Below are 21,462 nucleotides of genomic sequence, written 5' to 3' on the forward strand. Positions count from 1 at the left end.
TTGCAGGATTCAGGCCATATCCGTGGTTTTCGCGTTCACTTGACCCCCGTCAACAGGGCGGGCTAGCGTTAAACCGACTGTCACAATCCTGTGATGGCTGCCAATCGGCAAGTGACCGGCATTCCGCCGTCACCCGAAACAGCAACAAGGAGACTTACACATGAAGTCATCCGCCATCTTCACGCGTGCCGCGGCCGGTGCGCTGGCAATGGGCCTGTCCACGGCCGCCCTCGCCGATACCTGGCGATACGCCCACGAAGAGTTCGAGGGCGACGTCCAGGACGTCTACGCCATGGCCTTCAAGGACTACATCGAGTCCAACTCCGACAACACGGTCGAGGTCTACCGCTTCGGCGAGCTGGGCGAGTCCGACGACATCATGGAGCAGGCACAGGCCGGCATCCTCGAGTTCGTCAACCAGTCACCGGGGTTCAGCGGTGCCTGGCTGCCCGCGGCCCAGATCTTCTTCGTGCCCTACCTGCTGCCCACCGATGAAGAGACGGTGCTGGAGTTCTTCGACGAGAGCGAGGCGATCCACGAGATCTTCCCCGAGCTCTACGCCGAGCATGGCCTCGAGCTGCTGAACATGTATCCCGAGGGCGAAATGGTCGTCACCGTCGATGAGATCGTGACGAGCCCCGAGGACTTCAACAACAAGAAGATCCGGGTCATGACCAACCCGCTGCTCTCGGAGACCTACAACGCCTTCGGCGCGACGGCCACGCCGCTGCCCTGGGGTGAGGTCTACGGTGGTCTGCAGACCGGCGTGATCGACGGCCAGGAGAACCCCATCTTCTGGATCGAGTCCGGCGGCCTCTACGAGGTCTCTCCGAACCTGATCTTCACCGGACATGGCTGGTTCACCACCGCGTCGATGGCCAACAAGGACTTCTTCGACGGCCTGCCGGCCGATGAGCAGCAGCTCATCGTCGACGCGTCCGATCACGCCTATGACGTGACCATGGAGCATATCCAGGGCCTGGCCGACGAGTCGCTGGACAAGATCCTCGCGGCCTCCGACGAGGTGACGGTCACGCGTCTGACCGACGAGCAGATCGAGGCCTTCAAGGCCCGTGCGCCGCAGGTCGAAGAGGCCTACCTCGAGATGACGGGTGAGAACGGCGAAGTCCTGCTCGAGCAGTTCAAGGCCGATCTCCAGGCGGTTCAGAACGACTGATCAGCCGCCTGATGACCGTCGCTTCGGAGGGGGTGCGGTCCGCACCGCGGGCCCACCCCCTTCCTGTTTCTCAGCGGGGAGGCCAGTCACAATGAGCGCTGAAGAAGACGAAGCCGCCGAGAAGGCCTATCGATCGGACCTGCCGGGTCCGCTGGGACTGCTCGACACCTTCCTCGCCCGCCTTGAAGCGGTCATCCTGGCCCTGGGCGTCCTGCTCATGGCCATCAACACCATCGCCAATGTGGTCGGGCGCTTCGCGCTGGGCCAGAGCATCTTCTTCTCCGGCGAGATCAACCGCATCCTGATCATCATGATCACCTTCGCCGGCATCGGTTATGCCGCCCGTCACGGCCGTCACATCCGCATGTCCGCGATCTACGACGCCTTCCCCGTGCGCGGCCGCAAGGCGGTGATGATCATCATCGCCCTGGTGACCTCCGCCACGATGTTCTTCCTGCTGTATTTCTCGGTCTGGTACATCATCGATGTACGGGACAGCGGCCGCGTGCTGCCGGCCCTCGGCTTCCCGATCTGGACGATCTACGTCTGGGTCCCGCTGGGTTTCGGGATCACCGGCATCCAGTACTTCCTCACCGCCATCAAGAACCTGCGCGAAAAGGACGTCTATCTCTCCACCGCCATGGTCGATGGCTACAGCGACACCGAGACCGAGGTATAGGCCATGGGCATCATCATGTTCACCGCCATGGTCATCCTCCTGCTCCTCGGCTTTCCGATGATGGTGCCGCTGATCGCCGGCGCGACCATCGGCTTTACGATGATGTTCGGCGGCTTTGGCCAGATGGAGACGCTCATCCAGCAGATCCTCGCCGGCATCCGCCCGGCGTCGCTGATCGCGGTCCCGATGTTCATCCTCGCCGCCGACATCATGACCCGCGGGCACTCCGCCGAGCGGCTGATCAACATGGTCATGAGCTTCATCGGCCACATCAAGGGCGGACTGGCGGTGAGCACCGCCGCCTCCTGCACGCTGTTCGGCGCGGTCTCGGGCTCGACCCAGGCCACCGTGGTCGCCATCGGCTCGCCGCTGCGCCCGCGCATGCTAAAGGCCGGCTACAAGGACTCCTTCACCCTGGCGCTGATCATCAACTCGAGTGATATCGCCTTCCTGATCCCGCCCAGCATCGGCATGATCGTCTACGGCGTCATCTCGGAGACATCCATCGGCGAGCTGTTCATCGCCGGCATCGGCCCCGGACTGATGATCCTCGGCATGTTCGCCGTCTACTGCATGATCTATGCGCGGGTCATGGACGTCCCCACCGAAGAGAAGGCGAGCTGGGGCGAACGCCTGGCCGCCGTCCGCCAGGCGCTCTGGCCCCTCGGCTTTCCGCTGATCATCGTCGGCGGCATCTACGGCGGTGTCTTCAGCCCCACCGAGGCGGCGGCCGTGTGCGTCCTCTACGCCCTGATTCTCGAGTTCGTGATCTTCCGCTCGCTCAAGGCGAGCGATATCTGGGCGATCGCCAAGTCGACGGGGCTGATCACGGCGGTGGTATTCATCCTCGTGGGCGCGGGCAACGGCTTTTCCTGGATCATCTCCTTCGCCCAGATCCCGGACGCGGTGCTGGGCGCGGTGGGCATCAACGACGCCGGCCCCGTCGGCGTGCTCATCGCCATCTGTATCGCGTTCTTCATCGCCTGCATGTTCGTCGATCCAATCGTGGTGATCCTGGTTCTCACGCCGATCTTCATGCCGGCCATCGAGGCCACCGGCCTCGACCCGGTGCTGGTGGGCATACTGATCACCCTGCAGGTGGCCATCGGTTCGGCGACGCCGCCATTCGGCTGCGATATCTTCACGGCCATTGCCATCTTCAAGCGGCCGTATATGGAGGTCATCCGCGGGACACCACCGTTCGTCCTCATGCTGGTGGCGGCGGCGGCACTACTGATCATGTTCCCGCAGATTGCCCTGGGCCTGCGCGATCTGATGTTCAACTAGGGGCGGCGAATGGCGGTATTCAATCGAATCCTGGTTCCCGTGGATGGCTCCAGCGGCGCCATGAAGGCGCTGGAGAAGGCCATCGGCCTGCAGCGGCTTACCGATGCGGAGATTCTCGTCCTCTGCGTGTTCAAGCACCACAGCCTGCGCGAAGCGTCACTCTCCATGGTCCGGCCTGGACGGCTGGACCTGCCCGATGACGCGCTCAAGGAATATGCGACCGACATCGCCATGTCGGCCAAGCAGTACATCACCGATCACGATGTGCCCAAGGAACGGCTGCGGGCGTTCGTAAAGGGTGGACGGCCGGCGAGCACCATCGTCCAGTTCGCCCGGCAGCGCGAGTGCGATCTCATCGTGGTCGGCGCCCAGGGCACCACCGACGAGGCGAGTGTGCTGCTCGGCAGCGTCGCCCATCGGGTGGCCGGCGCCGCCCATTGCCCGGTACTCGTGGTCTGATCAGCCGATGGCGAGGAGCACGCCGGCGGCGACCAGTGCCAGCCAGACGTAGAGCGTGCGCCGCAGCAGACCGTGGACGTCGGCCACCGCCTCGGCGGTGAGGTCCCGCGGGGCACCCGCCGGTGGAATCCCCAGCGCTGCCAGCCCGGTCTCCGCCAGGCGCCGCGGCGCTTCCTCGCCGGCGGTCTGCTCCCAGACGCCCCAGGCGCCGCCGAAATGCCCGGCAAGGGCGAGCGCGAGCGCCATCAGCCGATCCGGGAGCCAGTCGAGTAGCGCCAGCAGTTCAGCGGCCCGGCCGCAGTAGCCCGGGCCGGCATTGTCGTGGCAGTCGCCAAAGCCGCGGGCGAGCACGGCGAGGCGGTAGCCGAACGCTCCCAGCGGACCGAGCAGCACGAACCAGAAGATCGGTGCGAAGAGCCGGGTCCGCGCCCGCAGCACCAGATGCCCGGCGGCGGCCTCGGGCAGGTCCTCGAAGGCCATCTCACCGGCCTGCCCGCCGGAGAGATCATTCAGCGCCGCCGCCGCGGCCGCCTCGTCGCCACGGCGCCAGGCCGCGGTGAAGGCCGCCACCTCCGTCTCCAGCGTCTCACCACCCCCGAAGGCAAAACACAGCGCGGCGATACCCAGCACCAGCTTCGGCAGGCCGAACAGGGCATCGCCAAGCGACCACTGCAGCAGCGCCACCGGGGCCAGCAGCGGCACCAGGAGCAGTGCCAGTCCGCAGGCATGATTCCAGGCATGAAGCGGCATCAGCCGGGCCTGCAGCCAGGCCGCATAGCGGTAGAAGCCGCGGGCGCTGCGCCAGCCGCCCGGTGGCAGGTGGCTGTTGACGAGCAGCGAGGCGATGAGCGCGATCAGTTTCACTTCGACAGGACCCTGCGCTGGGTCGTCGGCCGGATGATGCCGAGGTTGCGCTGCAGCCGCCCCCAGTCGAAATCCGGGCCGGGGTCACTCTTGCGGCCCGGCGCGATATGACAGTGCCCCACCACCCGATCGGCACCGATACCGGGGTAGCATTCACGCAGCAGTCGGATGATCGACTCCAGCCGCTCGTACTGGATATCACGAAAACCGGACCCGTCGGTGCCCTCCAGCTCGATGCCGATGGAGAAGTCATTGCACTCATGACGGCCCTGGAACACCGAATCACCGGCGTGCCAGGCCCGCTGGCCGAACGGAACGAACTGGGTCAGATGCCCGTCCCGCGCGATCAGGACATGGGCGGATACCCGCAGACCGGCCAGCTCGGCAAAGCGTGGGTCCGTGCGGGTGTCGAGCTGGTTGGTGAAGAGCTGGCTGATATAACCGCCACCGAACTGCCCGGCCGGCAGACTGATGCCGTGTACCACGACCAACTCCGGTTCACTGCCTGGCGGTCGGGGGCCGCGGTTCGGCGAATCCACGAAAGACACACCGGCGATCAGCCCGGTTGACGCATCGACCTGCATCCAGCCTCCTTCCTCGGTAAGACCCGCCTGAGCCGCGGATGATAGCATCCTGCATCGGACAGGAATCTGCGGGATCGAACCATGCCCTCACCGGCCATCGACACCAATCGTCTGGAGGCGACGACCAGCCCCTATCTGCGCCAGCACGCCGCCAATCCGGTGCACTGGCAGCCCTGGGATGACGCCGCCCTTGCCGCTGCCCGCGAGCGCGACTGCCCGATTCTGCTGTCCATCGGTTACTCGGCCTGTCACTGGTGCCATGTCATGGCCCACGAGTGCTTCGAGCATCCGGCCATCGCCGAGCAGATGAACCGCGATTTCATCAACATCAAGGTCGACCGCGAGGAGCGCCCGGACCTGGATCGCATCTACCAGACCGCCCATCAACTGCTGGTGGGACGCGGCGGTGGCTGGCCCCTGACCGTCTTCCTCACCCCTGACCAGGTGCCCTTTTTTGCCGGGACCTACTTCCCGGCCGAGCCCCGGGAAGGCATGCCCGGCTTCGGCGATGTCATGGACCGCATCCACCGGGTCTGGCAGGACCATCGCGACGAGATCACCGAACAGAATGCCGATCTGCAGCGGGTCATGGATCGGCTGAGCGCGGGTACCGCCGGCGCCGGGCTGCCCGGCAGCGACGCGCTGGAAGCCGCCCGCCTGCAGCTCGGCGAGCGGTTCGATCCGGCCCATGGCGGCTTCGGCGATGCCCCCAAGTTCCCCCAGCCGGTGGCGCTGGAGCGCTTGCTACGCCATTACGCCCGCAGCCAGCAGGGCGGAGAGGCCGACCGGGGCGCGCTGCATATGGCCTGCCACACCCTGCGGCGCATGGCGCTCGGCGGGATTTACGACCAGGTGGGTGGCGGCTTCGCCCGCTACTCGGTGGACGGCGAGTGGATGATCCCGCACTTCGAGAAGATGCTCTCGGACAATGCCCTGCTCATCGGCGTGGCCAGCGACGCCTACCGCGCCACCGGCGACCGGTTTTTCCGCCGTATCGCCCGCGAGACCGCCGAGTGGGCCCTGCGCGAGATGCAGCTGCCGGCGGGCGGCTTCGCCACCTCGCTGGATGCCGACACCAGCGCCGGCGAGGGCGCGTTCTACCTGTGGACCCCCGAGGAGATCCGCGCCGTCGTCGATGCCGAGGAGGCCGAGCTGGTCATCCGACGGCTGGGGCTCGATGAGAAACCCAATTTCGAGGGCCGCTGGCACCCCCAGGTGCATATGGCCTTCTCGGAGCTCGCCAAGGTGCTCAAGACACCGCGGGAGGCGCTGGTGGCGCGCTGGCAATCCGCCCAGCAGAAACTCCGCACCGCGCGCGATGGACGCGAGCGCCCCGGCCGCGACGACAAGGCGCTGACGGCCTGGAATGCGTTGATGATCCGCGGCCTGGCCCGCGCCGGTCGTTTCCTCGATCTACCCGACCTCATCGACCGTGCCGAGCAGGCGGAGCACTTCGTGCGCGAGCATCTGTGGCGGGACGGGCGGTTGCTGGCGAGCTGGCGTGACGGACGCGCCGATCTCCCCGGCTACCTCGATGATCATGCCTTCATGCTCGCCGCGCTCATCGAGCTGCAGCAGGCACGCTGGTCCGCGGGCCGGACCGACTGGGCCATGGCCCTGGGGGATGTGCTGCTCGAGCAGTTCGAAGACCCCGAGGCGGGGGGCTTCTTTTTCACCGCGGCCGACCACGAGACGCTCATCCAGCGCCCACGGGCCTGGACCGATGACGCCCTGCCCGCCGGCAACGGCGTGGCCGCCCTCGCCCTCAATCGCCTCGGTCAGTGGGTCGGCGACCGCCGCTACAGCACGGCTGCCAAGCGGGCGGTGGCCGCGGCCGCCGAGAGCATCGACAAGGCGCCGGCCGCCCATTGCGCGGTACTCGACGCCCTGGACGAGCTGCTGGCGCCACCGGAGCAGGTGATCATCCGGGCGGATGGCGCCACCGCAGCGGCCCTGCGGGAAGTGGCCGAGGCCGGCTACCACCCGCAGCGGCTGATCTTCATGCCGGGGCCCGGCGAGATGGCCGCAGCCGCCCCCACCGACGGCAGTGGGGCCTGGGTCTGTCGCGGTCACACCTGCCTGCCCGTGGCCCGCACGCCCGCCGAACTCAGTGATCGTCTCGCCGAGCGCGATTGACGCTCCAACGGCCCCGCCCCGCTCGGACCCACCACGCCCGCACTGTCTCGCATCCACCACACAGGCGGGGCGGCGCGTTGCCGTCCCGCCACGGCTGTCATAGGAATGACCGAGAAATGCCACTGAACTGACCGGAAATCGTCACCGGATCCTCATCGGCTCGTCACATCTTCCGGGCAATGTCATCGCCAGTCGCGACCGCGGCCTCCACGGCCGGGTGTCGCGCCAACGCAACGACATTGTCCAAATGAGGAATCACGTGATGAAGCACGCATCCAAACTGGCCTTCCTCGCCGCCGCTGGCATGGCCACCGCCGGCGCCCAGGCCGCCGAGTTCGAAGTCGAAGGCACCACCCTCACCCTGGGCGGTGAGATTGTCCTCAACTATCTCTACGAGAAGCGCGACGACGGTAATGATGACACCAAGTTCGTCGACGACGGGTCGAAGGTCGTCATTGCCGGCGAGCGCGATCTGGGCAATGGGATCACGGCCTACGCGGAGGCTGAGTTCGAGTTCAACGTCCTCGGTAACAACGACGACGTCAAGCGCGACGGCAGCGTCCTCGGCTTCGTGGGTGAGTTCGGTGAAGTCGCCGTTGGTGCGAGCGATAACGTCTATGAGGACCTGATCAGCGACGCGGTGGATCCGTTCGAGAATGCGAGTTTCGAGGGCGCCGATCTGACCAACGAAGACAGCATGGTCACCTACTACAGCCCGGACTTCGATGGGTTTTCCTTCCGTCTGCAGGGCCGCCATAAGAACCGTGACAACCAGAGCGCCAAGGTCAGCCTGATCGCCGCTGCCGAGTATGATTTCGGACCGCTGGCTCTGGCTGCCGCCTATGACAGCCGTGGCTCGAAAGACTCCTCCAAAGGCAGTGACTTCAAGTCAGAGGATCATGTCCTCGGCTTCTCAGCGGTGGCGGACATCTCCGAGCGTGTTGAGGTCGGTGCCCGTTTCTCCCAGGTCAACAACCAGGACGGTAACGACCAGGATTTCACGGCCGTTGTAGTGAGCTATGACTACGGCGGTGGTGACCTCTACGGCGGTGCGCAGAACTTTGACCCGAAAAACGGCAGCAGCAGCAGTCAGGTCGCGGCGGGCATCAACTACGAGCTTGCCGACAGCGTCATGATCTTTGCCGAGTATGGTGATCTGGACCGTCAGCTCTCCAACGGCAATGTGATCGATGCGGGCGACACCGACAAGCTCGGCGTCGCGGGTCTGATCTACGAGTTCTGATCCAGTCCGACCGCTGTCCCCCACCCCGAACCGTCCGCCGGCGTCGCTAACCGGCGGGCGGTTCTCTTTTTTCTAAAGATCCAGTTCGCCCTGACCGGGTGGCGCACGGCGCCTGCGCCGCGGCCGCTCGGGACTTGGCGTGCGGCTGGCGTGTTTGCGGCGCACCCGTTCGGACTCACGCTGCAGGTCGCGGCTGGCGCGATGGGCCTTGATCCGCTCGCGGGCCTCGCGGGCGGCCTGCTCATGATCCACCACCGGGTCGGGATAATCGCGGCCGAGCCGGACGCCGTAGCGCTGCTGAAGCCCGGCGGGCATCCGCCAGGGCTCGTGAACCCACTCCGCCGGCACCGCGGCCAGCGCCGGAATCCAGTGACGGATGTAGTCGCCGGCGGGATCCTGGTCGCGGGACTGCTTGACCGGATTGTAGATCCGCAGGGTGTTGATGCCGGTGGTGCCGGACTGCATCTGGAACTGGCAGTAATGGATACCCGGCTCGTAGTCGGTGAACAGCCGGGCGAGCGCCCGCGACGGCTCGCGCCAGTGCAGCCACAGGTGATAGCTCGACACCGCCACCAGCATGGCGCGCATGCGAAAGTTGATCCACCCCTCGGCGCGGAGCTGGCGCATGCAGGCATCCACGAAGGGCAATCCCGTGCGCCCCTCGATCCAGGCGGAAAGACGGGCCGGGTCGGTGTTCGTCTCATCCCGCAGCCCGTCGTAGCCGCGATGCATGTTGCGGTACTCGATCGCGGGCTCGTCCTCGAGCTTCTGGATGAAGTGACAGTGCCAGTGCAGGCGCGACTCGAACGACTTCAGTGACTGCGCCCAGCGCGAGCGGGGAGCCGCGGCGCGGGCCTCGGCCCAGCGACGCCGGTGGGTCTGCACGATCTCGCGCAGCGAGAGGGTGCCGTAGGCGATATGCGGGGAGAGTCGCGAGCACACCCGCCACGCCGAGACCGGGCTCGCCATGCCCTGGCGGTAGTTCTCGGCCCGCTCGGCGAGAAAGCTCGCCAGCAGATCCTCGCCGGCGGCGCGGCCACCGGCCTGGCGCCCGGGACAGGACGTGCGTCCAACCCCGCGTTCGACAGGCAGGGCCTGCGGGTCGAGGGCGTGAGCGCGGAACGCTGCACCGGGCTCAACCGCCAGGGCCTGCGTGGGCCGTGCCACGGGGGAGGCCTTCATGCGCCGCTCCCAGTGCCCGGCCCATTCATCGCGACTGGCGAGGGGGCGCACCACGCCGAACTGCGGCGTCTGCTCAAATGCGACACCGGCGCGTCGGCACCAGGCCGCGACGGCCCGGTCACGGCGGTACGTCCAGCCGTTGCCGGTCTCCTCGTGGGCATGGATGGCAGAGAAACCGATCCCGGCATGCAGCCACTCGAAGAGCGCGGGTAGATCGGCCTCGAACACCCAGAGCCGCAGGCCCAGCGCCTGCAGGGCCGCATCGAGTTCGCGCAGGCTCTCGCGGATGAACGCCCAGTGGCGGACTGCCGTATCCGGCTCCGCCCAGTAGCCGGGCTCGATGACATACACCGGCAGCACCGGCCCCGCCGCCACCGCCCGGGCGAGCGGGGCATGATCGGCGATGCGCAGGTCGCGCTTGAACCAGACAAGCTGCGGGCTCATCGCCGGCGTTTCCGGCCACTGGGCACGGCCCGCGGTGTCTCGGCCGCGCCCTCGGTTTCGGCCAGCCGGCGGTTGCGGCGACAGCGCTCCGAGCAGTAGCGCACGTTCTCCCAGTCCTTCGCCCACTTGCGCCGCCAGTTGAACTCGCGGCCGCAGACCGGGCAGGTCTTGCTGGGCAGCGCGCCCGGCATCGTCTGCCTAACCCTCGCGGGCGGCGATGGCCGCGTCAATGCGCGCAGCGAGGGCCGCAAGCTCCTGGCGCAGGGGCGGCTCGCCGGCGTCGAAATCAAACCCCTCGCCATGCAGGGCGCAGAGCGTGCCGAGCACCTGGCCGTCGGCGTCATGCAGCGGATAGCCGAGGTAGGTGCCAAGCCCGAAGCGCACCAGATCCTCATTACCGGCCCATTCCGGATCCGTTCGGGCATCGGCCACTTCCAGGGGGCGATCCTCGTTGACCACCTGCTCGCAGTAGAGCTTGTGGCAGCCCGCGTTCACGCTCTTCGGCCCGGCATCACCGGGGTGGTAAGTATCCTGCCGCGGCCCGGCGCTGACGGCCGTGACCATGTGCGTCGGCGTCGAGCGCATGATCAGCAGCGAGTCGACGCCATAGGCGTCGGCGAGCGCCTCCAGGGGCGCCTGCCAGTCATCGGCAAAGCCGGGATAATAGCGCGCTGTGTCCATCGGACCTCCGATTGTTGCATCCACCGTCATGCCAATGGGGCATTGGGAACGCCCCGACACCCGGTTAGTATGCCGCCTTGACCCCGGTTTCGGAGACCCCGCCGCCCATGGCCCAGCGCCACTACGCCCTCACCCGCGATCGACCCGGCCCCGAGGACCGGTTCTTCGTCGAGGCCCTCGACCCGGCCCGGTGGGCGCCGGCGGCGGGCGGCGACTGGCACACGCGCTGGCAGGTGGGCATGCCCCGGCCCGAGACCTTCGCCCGGGTCATCGGCGGGCGCAGCATCAACCACATTCCCGGCAACCACTGCCTGACCGTGAAATCCGCTCTGGCGGACACCCTCGCCGGCCTCAACGGTCGGCTTGCCGCCATTCATGGCGAGGACAGCCCGATCGTCCGGCGCAGCCAATTCACTCCGCAGACCTTCTGCATGCCCGATGATCATGCCCGCCTGCTCGCTGAGGCCGCCGCCCATCCGGGGCGGCTCTGGCTGCAGAAACCGGCCAACGGCGCCCGCGGCGAGGGCATCCGGGTGCTCCGCGACCCTGCCGAGGCCCCGACCGGCGAGGACTGGGTGGTCCAGCACTACCTCGATGACCCGCATCTGATCGACGGGCGCAAATACGTCCTGCGGCTCTATGTCCTCATCAGCAGCATCGAGCCCCTGCGGGTCTACCTCTACCGGGAGGGCTTTGCCAAGCTCGCCTCGCATGCCTACACGCTGGATGACCTCGCCGACCCCTTCGTCCACCAGACCAACCCCGACATCAATGCCGGCAATACCGGCATGGACGAACCGGTGGTCTTCATCGAGCTGTCCCGCTATCGCGAGCGACTGCAGGCCGAGGGCCGCGACCCGGCGGCCTTGTTCCGCCGTCTGCGCGAGCTGATCACCATCACCGTCATCGCCGCCCGCGAGACTCTGCGCAGTGCCACGCTCGCCACCGGCGCCGACCCGCAGGGCTGCTACGAGTTCCTCGGCCTGGACTGCCTGGTGGATGCCGACATGAATCCCTGGCTGCTCGAGTGCAACCTGAACCCGTCGCTGGGCGTTTACGCCGGGGCGGGCGGCGGCGGCGATGCCGAGGGTCGCATCAAGCGGGCCATGGTCCATGACCTGGTCTCGCTGCTGGGACTGAACGCGCCCGACCGACCCCGGGCCGATGCGCGCGCCGAAGCGGGCCCGCTCGCCGCCGCGGCAGATGCCGAGCTGGCGGCCGCCGGCGACTTCGAGCGGCTATTCCCTGGCGCCGATGCCGCGCGCTATTGGCCGTACTTTCCGGCGCCACGGCCGGCGGATCTGCGCCTCGCCGGGGCGCTTGCCGACACGGCCATCAGGCCACCGCCCCTGCGGCCCTGGCAGGTCGAGGAGGTGTTCGGTGATGACGGGCTGCGGCTTTTCGCCACCGAAACGGGTCAGTGGCTTGCCCCGAATCCCACGGCCGCGCTGGTGTGGCTGCATGTCGCCGATGGGCTGGATCCACAGCGCATCATCACCGAGCTCTCCGCCCTGCCCGGCGCCGGGCCCCGCGAGGGAGTGGAATGGGATGTGCTCAACACCCTCGCCGACTGGGCCCGGGACGGGCTGCTGCGCCAGGTCAGCGCGTCGCGAGCGCCTCGCTGATGGCCGCCAGCCCCTCGGCACAATCCGCCGTGTGCCGCCCGCTTGCCTCGGCATCCCCCCGGGTGATGCCCAGACCCAGCAGATAGACCGGCTTGCCAGCGGCCGCCGCCGCGCGGACGAACCGATAGCCCGACCAGACCATCAGCGAGGAGCCCACGACCCAGAGTGCCGGAGCGGCCTCAAGCGCCGCGAAGGCGGCCTCCACCCGGGCCGTGGGCACGGTCTCCCCGAAGAAGGTGACCGCCGGCTTCAGCATGCCACCACAGGCCTCGCAGGTCGGTACCACGAAGCGGCCGTAGTCGACATCGCCCAGTTCGACGTCGCCGTCCGGGGCGATCTCGCGTCGCCGGGCGGCCTCCGCCCAGCCCGGGTTGGCGGCCTCGAGCTGATCCTGGTGTCGGGCCCGTGGGATCACCCGGCCGCAGTCCCGGCACTCCACCCGGTCGAGGCGGCCATGCAGATCGAGTACATCCGGACTCCCGGCGGCCTGATGCAGGCCATCGACGTTCTGGGTAATGAGGGGCCCCACGATTCCCTGCCGCGCCAGGCCGGCCAGGGCGCGATGGGCGGCATTGGGCCGGGCCCGCTCCACGGTGCGCCAGCCCACCAAGCTGCGGGCCCAGTAGCGCTGGCGGCCATAGTGACTGCCGGTGAACTCGGCAAGCTGCATGGGCGAGCCGCGCTTCCAGCTCCCGGCATGATCGCGGTAATCGGGAATGCCGGATGCCGTGGAGACACCGGCGCCGGTGATCACCATTGCCGGAGCCCGGCACGCCAGGGCGTCCGCCAGTTCGGCGGCGGACAGCTCCAGGGCCGGTTCGGGCAGGGGGCGGGCACTCGCCACGGCGATGGAACTCCTGCGGGCGAAAAACCTCAATCACCGCACAGGCCGAGCCCCGCGGTCAACCGCGGGCAGATGCCGCTACGCTACAATGCCGTGGTCGCACCGATCACCTGACCGGCGCACCCAGCAACGAGAGGTCACCCTTGCTCGCACCCCTTCACCCGGCCCGTCCCGACGGCGTCGCCATGATCGTCATCCTGGGCGTCATCACCGCCTTCGCGCCCCTGTCCATCGATCTCTATCTGCCCGGCCTGCCGCTGATCGAGGAAGACCTCCAGGTCAGCGCGGCGCTCACCCAACTGAGCCTGTCGCTGTTCTTCGTCGGGCTGGCCAGCGGGCAGTTCCTGTACGGACCGCTGGCCGATCGCTATGGACGTCGTGGACCGCTGCTCGCCGGCATTCTCATGTACCTGGCGGCGACGCTGGTCTGTGCGCTCGCGCCGACCATCGAGGTGCTGCTTGGCGGGCGCCTGGTACAGGGCTTCGGCGCGGCCGCCGGCCCGGTGATCGCGCGGGCCGTGGTACGCGATATCTACGCCGGTCGCCGGGCGGCCCGGGTGATGTCGTTCGTGATCCTGGTCATGACCCTGGCGCCGTTGATCGCGCCGGTCCTGGGGGGCTGGCTGAGTGCGGGCCTCGGCTGGCGGGCGACATTCTGGGCGCTGACCGGTTTCGCACTCCTGTGCACGGCGATGCTCCTGATCGGCCTGCCCGAGACGCACCCGCGCGAGCGGCGCCCGACCGGACGCCTCACGCGGCTTTTCCTCGGCTATGTCCCGATCCTGCGGGATCCGCTGAGCCTCGCCTACCTGGGCGCCGGCGGCATGGCCTTCGGCGCGCTGTTCGCCTATGTGGCGGGCAGCCCGTTCGTCTACACCCGCGTCTTTGACGTGCCGCAGGCGCAGTTCGGGTACTTCTTTGCGCTCAACGTCATTGGCCTGCTGATCGGCAACCTCACCAACGGGCAACTGGTCATGCGCTTCGGCCATCGCCGCATGCTCACCGCCGGCGTGCTGACCATGGCCGTGGCGAGCGCCATCCTGCTGGCCATGGCCGCCAGTGGGGTGACCGCGCAGTGGCTGATCACGCCGGTGCTCTTCGTCGCGCTCGCCACGGTGGGGATCATCGCGGCGAATACCGTGGCGGGACTGCTCGACCGGCATCCGGATCATGCCGGCGCGGCCTCGGCGCTGTTCGGCGTCGCCCAGTTCGGCCTCGGCGCCCTGAGCGCAGGGCTGGTGGGGCTGATCGGCGGCCATCCACTGCTCACCATGGTGAGCGTCATGAGCCTCGCCGCCACCCTGGCCGCGCTCTCGGTGCTGGTGCTCTGGCAGCAGCAGCGCCGCCTGGCGGCGGCGACCTGAGCCATGGCCCGCGAAGACGACCGCATTGATAACCGCATCGCCTGTCTGCGCACCGATCGGCTGCCGGCGACGCTGATCTCCGATGCGGGGTATCACTGCGAGGTCTGGCGCAGCAGCGGGAGCGTGATCCGCGATGGCGAGCGGCAGACCCTGGACCGGGTCATCAAGATCCCGCGCCTGCCGATTCCGGCCATTGAGGTGACCATCCTGCACCGCGATCACCAGAGGCTGCAGGCCGCGCTGGGCGACATCGTGCCGCGGACGGTGTACGTCCGCACCGTCATTGATGGCCAGCCCAGCGCCATCGCCATGGCCCCCACCGTCCGACGCTGGTTCGATGTGGCCAACCCCGTCAATCAGTCCGAACTGGCGCCGATGATCGCCCGAGACGAGCGCCTGCGCGATGCCCTGCGGCATTTCATCGCCACCGCCGAGCAGTGGTACGTGCGCGAGGATCGGGTCATTGACCTCTACGGCGTCGACAACCTGGTACTCGATCGCAATCATCACCTGCACTATATCGACAGCTTCGGGGTATTCTTTCATGCTGACCTGCTGGAGATCCTGCCGGACCCGGATCCGGGGCTGGCCGAGCGGATCCGGCTGTCAAGGATGCGGCTGGACTATCTCAATCACCTGCTGGAGATCGCCGATGAATGCGCCTAAAGCCCTGACACTGGCCATCGCCCTGCTGCTGTTCGGCCTGCTGCCTGCCAGCGTGGCCGCCAGTGCCAATGCCGCCGGCGAGCCGGCATCGCCCGAAGAGGTGGTGCACGAAGTCGTCACCGAGGCCCTGCAGACCATTGCCGAGGAGCGCGACACACTGGCCACGGACCGGGCAGCGGGTGTCGAGCTCTTCAACGAGCAGGTGCTGCCCTGGGTGGATACCAGTCTGATGGCCCGCTTCGCCATGGGGCCGGCCGCGCGCCAAGCCGATCCGGCGGATATCGAGCGCCTGCGGGCCGCGCTGACGAAGCGGGTTGCCAATCTCTATGCCGGGGCCCTGCAGCGCTATGCCGAGGAGGCGGCGGACTTTGCCGAGGAGGGAGAGGTGACCCTGCGCACCGTCTCCGAGGATGACAAGCGGGCCATCGTCTCGGCCAAGGTGCGCGGGCCGCATGTCGATGACCTGACCCTGCGCATCCAGCTCTACAAGCGCGACGACCGCTGGCGCGTGTTCGATATCGAGACCAGCGGCGTGAGCATCCTGCTGGTCTTCCGCGACGCCCTGCAGGCGGCAAGCCACGGCGGCGATGTCGATGCCATGATTGCCGCGCTCGAGGAGGGCTCGGTGAATGTCGAGGAGGCCTGGGAGGAGGAGAGCGCCGAGTCCGCAGACTCCTGAGCGGATCGCGCCTAGTAGCCGGTCATCTCCAGATAGCCCACCCCATCGACCGTGCCCTCCACGGCCACGGATCCCTCCCAGTAGCGGACGGTGGTGGGCATCTCCTGGGCATCAAGCCGGGCCTCGACCTGCAGATCCAGGCCTTCGTCAGGCAGCTGCAGTCGCCAGCCCACCGGGTAGCGCGATCCGGTCCGCGGACTCTCCCAGTAACGCGCTGGCGTCAGCCGGAAATCATCACGTCCGAGCACCCGGCTTCCCCCCTCGGCATCCACCAGAATGCCGGCGGAGTTCGGATCGGTATCGCCATCAGTGCGGCGCAGCCGATAGACCATGAGGTCGCGGCCGTCATCAAGCTGGAGGGCGAACCAGTCCCACCCCTGCTGGTTGGCATCGAGGGCGCTGGTGCTCCACTCACGATCCAGCCAGGCACTGCCCCTCACCGCCGCGCGCCGGCCATCAAAGCCGACCTCACCCTCGGCGGTCAGCCGGGTGTAGGAGTAGTAACGTGAGGCATTGGCCGGATCCGCGCCCTTGCGGCTGTAGCCGGCATCACCCTGGAGGACATGCGGCTTGGCTGCGCTCAGCCTCAGGTCGACGGCGATGCCGGTAGCGGGATCCTCAGCGTGAATGGTGAGTGGAAAGAGCCGCTCGGGGCCCGTGCTCTCGATGGTCCAGTCATCAAGCCAGACCCGCACGGGCCGGACATGCGCGCCGGCCAGACCCAGGGCGCCGCGCTGGTAGCGCTCCGCGGCGCGATGCTCGCCGGCGGTGAGATCGGTGACGGCGAAATGCCCCATCCAGGCCTGTCGTGTCGCCCAGTCGCTGTCTCGCTCGGGCATGGACGGAGCCAGCGCCGATCGGAACAGCGTGAGCTGGAAGCCGTAGGCGTCGCCGTTATCGGCGGTGAGGTTGCCGGTGAAATACCACCACTCGGTCCGGTGATCGGGATGGGGGCCATGATCGGCCGGGAATTCCAGCGGCCGCGGACCGGTCACCCGGGCGAAGGCATCGGCGTCCGCCGTCGGCCCCATGACCTCGGCGAGGTTCTGGGCCTCGCCCGCCGGGCGGGCATGATCAGGACCGAAGCGCACCACGCCGATGATGAGCGCGCCAAGCAGCAGTCCAAGCAGCCCGAGCAGGCCGGGGTCCATCCGTCGCATCACTCCCCCTTGAGTCCTTCCGCAAGGCGCAGGCGCGCCGCGCGCCAGGCCGGATAGATTGCGGCCAGCAGCGCGGCGGTCACCGCCAGCGCCACGCCCTCGACGACCGGTCCGGCCTGGAGCTCAAAGCCCATGGTCCAGCCATAGGCCCGGCGATTGATGACAAAGACCAGCAGCGCGGCGAGTGCGATGCCGAGCGGCACCGCCCAGAGCCCGGCAATCAGCCCCAGCAGGCCACTCTGCCTGCCCACCAGACCGGCCAGGCCGCTGCGGCCAAGGCCGATGGCCCGCAGGACCGAAAACTCCCGCAGCCGATCGAGCTGTAGCGCCATGAGCGCGGAGATCACCCCCACGAACGCCACCAGCCCGGCGAGCCAGCGCAGCACCTCGGTAATGGCGAAGGTGCGATCGAAGATCACCAGCGACTGCTCGAACACCGCGGCGTTATCGGTGACCCGGGCCCCGGGCACGCCGCCCAGGCGGGCCTCCAGGCGCTGCATCAACTCAGCACGCACGGCGCCACCCGCGGCATGCACACCGATGCCGGCCAGTGCAGGATCGTCGTAGAGGTCGAGGTAGAGCCCCCGTCGCATGAGCACCGCACCGGTGGGCGAGGCATAGTCGCGATAGATGCCGGCAACGGCGAACTCGTTCGTCCCACCCGCCACCGGCAGGCTGAGGGTGTCGCCCGGGAAGAGATCGCGACGGGCCGCGAACGGCTCGCTGACCAGCACGGCGCGGTCATTGGCGTAGCCCTCGAGCGCTGTATCGGCCGACGGCCGGCGGATATCCACCGCCGGCGTCTGCCCCGCCGGCAATCCCAGCGCCCAGAGCGTCACCGGGCCGTCCGCCGTCGCCAGGTCCACCCACTGCGAGCGACTGACGAAATCCACCGCCGGAAGATCGGCAAGACGATCGGCCTGGGCGTCCGTGAGCCCGCCGGGTGCCGAGACGTAGAAGTCCGCCGCCAGAGAGCCCTCCAGCCAGTCAATGACGCTGGCGCGGAAGCTCTCGATCATGACGGCCACTCCGATCACCGCGGCCACCGCCACCGACAGCGCGGCGACCGCAACGCCGGTGCGGCTCAGCGACGCCACCGCGCCCTCGACGATCAGCCCACCCACGGGCCGGCCGCGCATCAGCGGCCGCAGCATGGCCCCCGTGCCCAGGATCACTGCGGGCGCCAGCAGCGCGGCCCCGAGAATGAGGGCAAACAGCCCGACGAATGCCGGCACCAGCCCCGAGCTCAGCGCGATCACCGCGGCCCCGAGCACCACCACCACGATCCCGCTCCAGCCGCCGCGGGTGGCGAGCTGCCGCGCCCGCGTCTCGAGATCCGCCCGGGAGAGCGCCGCCCGCGGCGGGGTGGCCGCCGCCTCGCGCGCCGGCGCCAGGGCTGCCCCCACCGAGCCGGCGAGGCCGACCAGCAGGCCCGCCGCGAGGCTCCAGGGGGAGAGGACCAGCTCGCCGGCGGCGCGCTCGAAGTACACGTCATTCACGGTCTGCAGCACCAGGCCGACCAGGCCATGGGCCAGGGCGAATCCCAGCCCGAGACCGATCAGGGTGCCAACAATCCCGATCAGCAGGGCATCGCCCAGCACCTGCAGGAGCACCTCCCGGCGCTGCACGCCCATGGCCCGCAGGATGCCGATGGTGGGGCGGCGTCGAACCCCCAGGAAGCCCAGCGTGTTGAACACCAGGAACGCCCCGACCACCACCGCGAGCAGCGACAGGGCCGTCAGATTGATGTGGAATGCCCGGCTCATCTGCAGCACCGAGTCCGCGCTCGCCGCCGCGGGGACAATGCGCGCGTCGCTGTCGAGCTGCGCGGCAAGGGCCTCGGCGCGGGTGTCATCAATGATCAGATCAATGCGATCAAGGCGACCGAGCTGCCCCAGCAGGGACTGCGCCGCGGCAATATCGGCCAGTAACAGCCCGCGGCTCTGGTCATCGGGATCATCCACCACGGCCACTACGGTCACCTGGTGGGGGCGGCCATTGATGCGCAGATCCAGCGTATCGCCGGTGGCGACGCCCAGCCGCTGCGCCTCGCCACTGCCGAGGGCAACGGCATCGTCACGCAGCAGGAGGGTATTGAAGGCATCCCCCAGGGCATCACCCCCGCCCAGCGGCCGCTGGAACGGGCCCTCGGCGAAGGCATCCAGGCCCAGCAGGGTGAGCGGCCGCTCGCCGGCGCCCGCCCGCGTCACACCACCCTGCACCACCGGCGCCGCCTGCCGCACGCCAAGCTCCGTGCGAAGTCGGGTATAGAGCGCCTCGTCAACGCCGCCGGGCCCGGCGACGACCTGATGCGTGGCCCGCCCGGTCACCGACTCCAGCGACACCCGCATCGCCTCACGCGCCGAGTGATTGGCGAGGTCCACCGCCACCACCACCGCCACGGCAATGGCCACGCCCAGCATCGCCAGCCCGGTCTGCAGGGGATGGCGCCGCAGGTCGGCCCGGCCGATACGGCCCAGCAGCCGGTTCATGGCGTGGCGGCCCCGGTGTCCGGCACGCCGGCGGGTCGGGCTTCCGCCGCCTCCACCAGCCGGCCCTCGCGGATGGTGAGCAGCTGGTCGGCCAGCCCGACCACCTCGCGGGCATGGGTGACCATGATCAGCGTGCGCTGCTCGGCGCGGCAGAGGGAGTCGAGCAGCGAGACCACCCGTTCGGCGTTCTCGAGATCGAGGTTGCCCGTGGGCTCGTCGGCCAGGATGAAGTCGGGCTCGTGGATGAGCGCCCGGGCGATGGCCACCCGCTGCTGCTCACCGCCGGACAGTCGGTCGGGCCAGTCCTCACCGCGGCCATCCAGCCCGACCCGCCCGAGCCAGTCCGCCACCCGGCCGTCATCGGCCATGCCGTTCAGACTGAGCGGCAGGCGCAGGTTATCCGCCACCGACAGGGTGGGGATGAGGTTGTAGGCCTGAAAGACAAAGCCCATGCGACGACGGCGCAGGGCCGTGAGATCGCGATCGCTGAGCCGGGCGAGATCGGTGCCGTCGACGCGCACCACACCCGCGCTCGGCCGGTCCAGACCGCCGAGCAGGTTGAGCAGGGTGGACTTGCCGGAGCCGCTGCGGCCGACCACGACCACGAACTCGCCGCCATGGATCTGCCCGGAGACCCCATCCAGCACCGTGCGGCGCGGGGTCTCGCCGTACCAGCGGCTGAGCGATTCGAAGGCGATGTCGGCCATGCGGGCCTCCTGTGGGTTGTACGGCACGGTAGCGTGACAGAGTGCGTGTCATGGCTTCCAGCCTGGGCTCTGTTATCCTCGAAGACCGAAAATCGCCGGAGTAATTCCATTATGACCGACTCCGAGGTTCCGACCGTCGGCCCCCGTCTCTACCAGGTGCCCGAAGGGGATGACCGCGAACGGCTGACCTGCCCCGAGTGCGGCTTCATCGCCTACGAAAATCCGCGCATCGTGGTGGGCGTGGTCGCCCGGGCCGAGGACGAGCGCATCCTGCTCTGCCGCCGGGCCATTCCGCCGCGTATCGGCTACTGGACCCTCCCGGCGGGCTACATGGAACTCAACGAAACCGCCGAGGCGGGCGCCTGCCGCGAGGCCTGGGAGGAAGCCCGGGCCCGGCTCGAGCTCACCGGCCTGCTCGCCGTCTACAGCCTGGCCCGCATCCATCAGGTCCAGCTCATCTACCGGGCGATCCTCACCGACCCGCACGTGGAGGCCGGCCCGGAATCCCAGTCCGTGGGGCTGTTCCACTACTCCGATCTGCCCTGGGACGAGCTCGCCTTTCCGACGGTGGAATGGGCGCTGAAGCAGGACCATCAGGCGCATATGGAAGGCCATGGCCAGGCCTTCGCCAATCCGCAGTCATAAGGAGAAACTCATGGCAACGGCAACCCTGGGTGGCGGCTGTTTCTGGTGTCTGGAGGCGGTATTCCAGCGCTTCGCCGGCGTCAATAGCGTGACCTCCGGCTACGCTGGCGGCGACACCCCCGACCCGGACTACCGCAGCGTGTGCACCGGCCGTACCGGTCACGCCGAGGTGGTGCGCATCGACTACGACCCGCAGACCATCGACTTCGATACGCTGCTCTCGGTGTTCTTCACCATCCATGACCCGACCACGCCCAATCGTCAGGGAGCGGATGTGGGGCCGCAGTATCGCTCGATCATCCTGTACGAGGACGATGATCAGCGGGCCATCGCCGAGGCGCATATTCAGCGACTGACCGCGGAAGGGGCCCTCCGTGCGCCCATCGTCACCGAGCTGGTGCCACTGACCCGGTTCTACGCGGCCGAGGCCGAGCATCAGGACTACTACCGGCAGAACGCGCCGATGCCCTACTGCCAGATGGTCATCGAACCCAAGCTGGCCAAGGCCCGGGCCGGGTTCAGCGACCGCCTGGCCGACTGAGCG

At 68.3% G+C, this 21,462-nt stretch carries 21 protein-coding genes; 12 read left to right on the forward strand and 9 right to left on the reverse strand.

Translation table 11 applies throughout. The features are described from left to right. The first annotated feature begins 160 nt into the window (after window positions 1-160). From V6X63_RS03525 to V6X63_RS03540, 4 genes are all read left to right on the forward strand, one after another. Window positions 161-1,177 carry a TRAP transporter substrate-binding protein gene (locus V6X63_RS03525; RefSeq protein WP_367967183.1) on the forward strand — a complete coding sequence of 339 codons (1,017 nt, stop codon included), beginning with the start codon at window positions 161-163 and terminating at the stop codon, window positions 1,175-1,177. A gap of 91 nt (window positions 1,178-1,268) precedes the next feature. Next, window positions 1,269-1,856 (forward strand): TRAP transporter small permease, encoded by a 588-nt coding sequence (locus V6X63_RS03530; protein WP_367967184.1) that lies wholly within the window; start codon window positions 1,269-1,271, stop codon window positions 1,854-1,856. A 3-nt stretch (window positions 1,857-1,859) separates the two neighbouring features. Then, window positions 1,860-3,143, forward strand: coding sequence for a TRAP transporter large permease (locus V6X63_RS03535; RefSeq protein ID WP_367967185.1), 1,284 nt, complete (start codon window positions 1,860-1,862; stop codon window positions 3,141-3,143). Between the two features lie 9 nt (window positions 3,144-3,152). After that, entirely contained in the window at window positions 3,153-3,602 is a 450-nt protein-coding gene (locus V6X63_RS03540) for a universal stress protein (protein WP_367978141.1), read from the forward strand. Here the strand turns inward: V6X63_RS03540 and ampE are convergent, their stop codons facing one another. Together ampE and ampD are read right to left on the reverse strand one after the other, a co-directional pair. Continuing rightward, window positions 3,603-4,466 carry a regulatory signaling modulator protein AmpE gene (gene ampE / locus V6X63_RS03545; protein WP_367978142.1) on the reverse strand — a complete coding sequence of 288 codons (864 nt, stop codon included), beginning with the start codon at window positions 4,464-4,466 and terminating at the stop codon, window positions 3,603-3,605. Further along, entirely contained in the window at window positions 4,463-5,050 is a 588-nt protein-coding gene (gene ampD / locus V6X63_RS03550) for a 1,6-anhydro-N-acetylmuramyl-L-alanine amidase AmpD (RefSeq protein ID WP_367967188.1), read from the reverse strand. The genes ampE and ampD overlap by 4 nt, the downstream gene beginning before the upstream one ends. 81 nt (window positions 5,051-5,131) lie before the next feature. Here ampD and V6X63_RS03555 point away from each other — a divergent pair, with 81 nt between their 5' ends. Both V6X63_RS03555 and V6X63_RS03560 read left to right on the forward strand, forming a co-directional pair. After that, window positions 5,132-7,186 (forward strand): thioredoxin domain-containing protein, encoded by a 2,055-nt coding sequence (locus V6X63_RS03555; RefSeq protein WP_367978143.1) that lies wholly within the window; start codon window positions 5,132-5,134, stop codon window positions 7,184-7,186. Between the two features lie 262 nt (window positions 7,187-7,448). After that, window positions 7,449-8,429 carry a porin gene (locus V6X63_RS03560; RefSeq protein ID WP_367978144.1) on the forward strand — a complete coding sequence of 327 codons (981 nt, stop codon included), beginning with the start codon at window positions 7,449-7,451 and terminating at the stop codon, window positions 8,427-8,429. A gap of 72 nt (window positions 8,430-8,501) precedes the next feature. On the opposite strand, the gene V6X63_RS03565 is transcribed toward V6X63_RS03560, so the two are convergent. Genes V6X63_RS03565 through V6X63_RS03575 form a run of 3 tightly spaced genes read right to left on the reverse strand, consistent with a single transcriptional unit; the run spans window position 8,502 to window position 10,736 of the window. Then, window positions 8,502-10,055 carry an FAD-binding domain-containing protein gene (locus V6X63_RS03565; protein ID WP_367978145.1) on the reverse strand — a complete coding sequence of 518 codons (1,554 nt, stop codon included), beginning with the start codon at window positions 10,053-10,055 and terminating at the stop codon, window positions 8,502-8,504. Then, window positions 10,052-10,246, reverse strand: a complete 195-nt coding sequence (locus V6X63_RS03570) for a DUF2256 domain-containing protein (protein WP_367978146.1) — start codon at window positions 10,244-10,246, stop codon at window positions 10,052-10,054. Before V6X63_RS03570 ends, V6X63_RS03565 begins: the two co-directional genes overlap by 4 nt. A gap of 7 nt (window positions 10,247-10,253) precedes the next feature. Beyond that, entirely contained in the window at window positions 10,254-10,736 is a 483-nt protein-coding gene (locus V6X63_RS03575) for a GAF domain-containing protein (RefSeq protein WP_367978147.1), read from the reverse strand. A gap of 77 nt (window positions 10,737-10,813) precedes the next feature. Here V6X63_RS03575 and V6X63_RS03580 point away from each other — a divergent pair, with 77 nt between their 5' ends. Then, window positions 10,814-12,361 carry a PqqD family peptide modification chaperone gene (locus V6X63_RS03580; RefSeq protein WP_367978148.1) on the forward strand — a complete coding sequence of 516 codons (1,548 nt, stop codon included), beginning with the start codon at window positions 10,814-10,816 and terminating at the stop codon, window positions 12,359-12,361. Here V6X63_RS03580 and V6X63_RS03585 read toward each other — a convergent pair. Further along, the gene (locus V6X63_RS03585) at window positions 12,336-13,205 is read right to left on the reverse strand and encodes an NAD-dependent protein deacetylase (protein ID WP_367978149.1); all 870 of its coding nucleotides are present in this window, start codon (window positions 13,203-13,205) and stop codon (window positions 12,336-12,338) included. The genes V6X63_RS03580 and V6X63_RS03585 overlap by 26 nt on opposite strands. A gap of 143 nt (window positions 13,206-13,348) precedes the next feature. On the opposite strand from V6X63_RS03585, the gene V6X63_RS03590 reads away from it, so the two are divergent. Genes V6X63_RS03590 through V6X63_RS03600 form a run of 3 tightly spaced genes read left to right on the forward strand, consistent with a single transcriptional unit; the run spans window position 13,349 to window position 15,914 of the window. Then, on the forward strand, window positions 13,349-14,569 hold the full coding sequence (locus V6X63_RS03590; protein WP_367978150.1) for a Bcr/CflA family multidrug efflux MFS transporter: 1,221 nt from the start codon (window positions 13,349-13,351) through the stop codon (window positions 14,567-14,569). A 3-nt stretch (window positions 14,570-14,572) separates the two neighbouring features. Beyond that, on the forward strand, window positions 14,573-15,235 hold the full coding sequence (locus tag V6X63_RS03595) for a hypothetical protein (RefSeq protein WP_367978151.1): 663 nt from the start codon (window positions 14,573-14,575) through the stop codon (window positions 15,233-15,235). Next, the gene (locus tag V6X63_RS03600; RefSeq protein WP_367978152.1) at window positions 15,222-15,914 is read left to right on the forward strand and encodes an MlaC/ttg2D family ABC transporter substrate-binding protein; all 693 of its coding nucleotides are present in this window, start codon (window positions 15,222-15,224) and stop codon (window positions 15,912-15,914) included. Before V6X63_RS03595 ends, V6X63_RS03600 begins: the two co-directional genes overlap by 14 nt. Window positions 15,915-15,925: 11 nt before the next feature. Here the strand turns inward: V6X63_RS03600 and V6X63_RS03605 are convergent, their stop codons facing one another. The 3 genes from V6X63_RS03605 to V6X63_RS03615 are packed head-to-tail and all read right to left on the reverse strand — an operon-like array spanning window position 15,926 to window position 20,273. Next, window positions 15,926-17,074: a lipocalin-like domain-containing protein gene (locus V6X63_RS03605; protein WP_367978153.1), complete on the reverse strand. Its 1,149-nt coding sequence runs from the start codon at window positions 17,072-17,074 to the stop codon at window positions 15,926-15,928. Continuing rightward, entirely contained in the window at window positions 17,074-19,566 is a 2,493-nt protein-coding gene (locus V6X63_RS03610) for an ABC transporter permease (RefSeq protein WP_367978154.1), read from the reverse strand. The genes V6X63_RS03605 and V6X63_RS03610 overlap by 1 nt, the downstream gene beginning before the upstream one ends. Then, a complete protein-coding gene (locus tag V6X63_RS03615; protein ID WP_367978155.1) occupies window positions 19,563-20,273 on the reverse strand; it encodes an ABC transporter ATP-binding protein in 711 nt (236 codons plus the stop codon). Before V6X63_RS03615 ends, V6X63_RS03610 begins: the two co-directional genes overlap by 4 nt. Before the next feature lie 111 nt (window positions 20,274-20,384). On the opposite strand from V6X63_RS03615, the gene V6X63_RS03620 reads away from it, so the two are divergent. Together V6X63_RS03620 and msrA are read left to right on the forward strand one after the other, a co-directional pair. Then, entirely contained in the window at window positions 20,385-20,918 is a 534-nt protein-coding gene (locus V6X63_RS03620) for an NUDIX hydrolase (RefSeq protein WP_367978156.1), read from the forward strand. Window positions 20,919-20,928: 10 nt separating this feature from the next. Continuing rightward, window positions 20,929-21,459, forward strand: a complete 531-nt coding sequence (gene msrA / locus V6X63_RS03625; protein WP_367978157.1) for a peptide-methionine (S)-S-oxide reductase MsrA — start codon at window positions 20,929-20,931, stop codon at window positions 21,457-21,459. Window positions 21,460-21,462: the final 3 nt, after the last annotated feature.

The organism is Spiribacter onubensis (assembly GCF_040838425.1).
In the GTDB taxonomy this organism is placed as follows: domain Bacteria; phylum Pseudomonadota; class Gammaproteobacteria; order Nitrococcales; family Nitrococcaceae; genus Spiribacter; species Spiribacter onubensis.

What these genes read in the sequence shown, in the direction of transcription:
- V6X63_RS03525 (WP_367967183.1), top strand. Translation starts at nt 161, where the DNA reads ATGAAGTCATCCGCCATCTTCACGCGTGCCGCGGCCGGTGCGCTGGCA.
- V6X63_RS03530 (WP_367967184.1), top strand. Translation starts at nt 1,269, where the DNA reads ATGAGCGCTGAAGAAGACGAAGCCGCCGAGAAGGCCTATCGATCGGAC.
- V6X63_RS03535 (WP_367967185.1), top strand. Translation starts at nt 1,860, where the DNA reads ATGGGCATCATCATGTTCACCGCCATGGTCATCCTCCTGCTCCTCGGC.
- V6X63_RS03540 (WP_367978141.1), top strand. Translation starts at nt 3,153, where the DNA reads ATGGCGGTATTCAATCGAATCCTGGTTCCCGTGGATGGCTCCAGCGGC.
- ampD (WP_367967188.1), bottom strand. Translation starts at nt 5,050, where the DNA reads ATGCAGGTCGATGCGTCAACCGGGCTGATCGCCGGTGTGTCTTTCGTG.
- V6X63_RS03555 (WP_367978143.1), top strand. Translation starts at nt 5,132, where the DNA reads ATGCCCTCACCGGCCATCGACACCAATCGTCTGGAGGCGACGACCAGC.
- V6X63_RS03560 (WP_367978144.1), top strand. Translation starts at nt 7,449, where the DNA reads ATGAAGCACGCATCCAAACTGGCCTTCCTCGCCGCCGCTGGCATGGCC.
- V6X63_RS03565 (WP_367978145.1), bottom strand. Translation starts at nt 10,055, where the DNA reads ATGAGCCCGCAGCTTGTCTGGTTCAAGCGCGACCTGCGCATCGCCGAT.
- V6X63_RS03570 (WP_367978146.1), bottom strand. Translation starts at nt 10,246, where the DNA reads ATGCCGGGCGCGCTGCCCAGCAAGACCTGCCCGGTCTGCGGCCGCGAG.
- V6X63_RS03575 (WP_367978147.1), bottom strand. Translation starts at nt 10,736, where the DNA reads ATGGACACAGCGCGCTATTATCCCGGCTTTGCCGATGACTGGCAGGCG.
- V6X63_RS03595 (WP_367978151.1), top strand. Translation starts at nt 14,573, where the DNA reads ATGGCCCGCGAAGACGACCGCATTGATAACCGCATCGCCTGTCTGCGC.
- V6X63_RS03600 (WP_367978152.1), top strand. Translation starts at nt 15,222, where the DNA reads ATGAATGCGCCTAAAGCCCTGACACTGGCCATCGCCCTGCTGCTGTTC.
- V6X63_RS03605 (WP_367978153.1), bottom strand. Translation starts at nt 17,074, where the DNA reads ATGCGACGGATGGACCCCGGCCTGCTCGGGCTGCTTGGACTGCTGCTT.
- V6X63_RS03610 (WP_367978154.1), bottom strand. Translation starts at nt 19,566, where the DNA reads ATGAACCGGCTGCTGGGCCGTATCGGCCGGGCCGACCTGCGGCGCCAT.
- V6X63_RS03615 (WP_367978155.1), bottom strand. Translation starts at nt 20,273, where the DNA reads ATGGCCGACATCGCCTTCGAATCGCTCAGCCGCTGGTACGGCGAGACC.
- V6X63_RS03620 (WP_367978156.1), top strand. Translation starts at nt 20,385, where the DNA reads ATGACCGACTCCGAGGTTCCGACCGTCGGCCCCCGTCTCTACCAGGTG.
- msrA (WP_367978157.1), top strand. Translation starts at nt 20,929, where the DNA reads ATGGCAACGGCAACCCTGGGTGGCGGCTGTTTCTGGTGTCTGGAGGCG.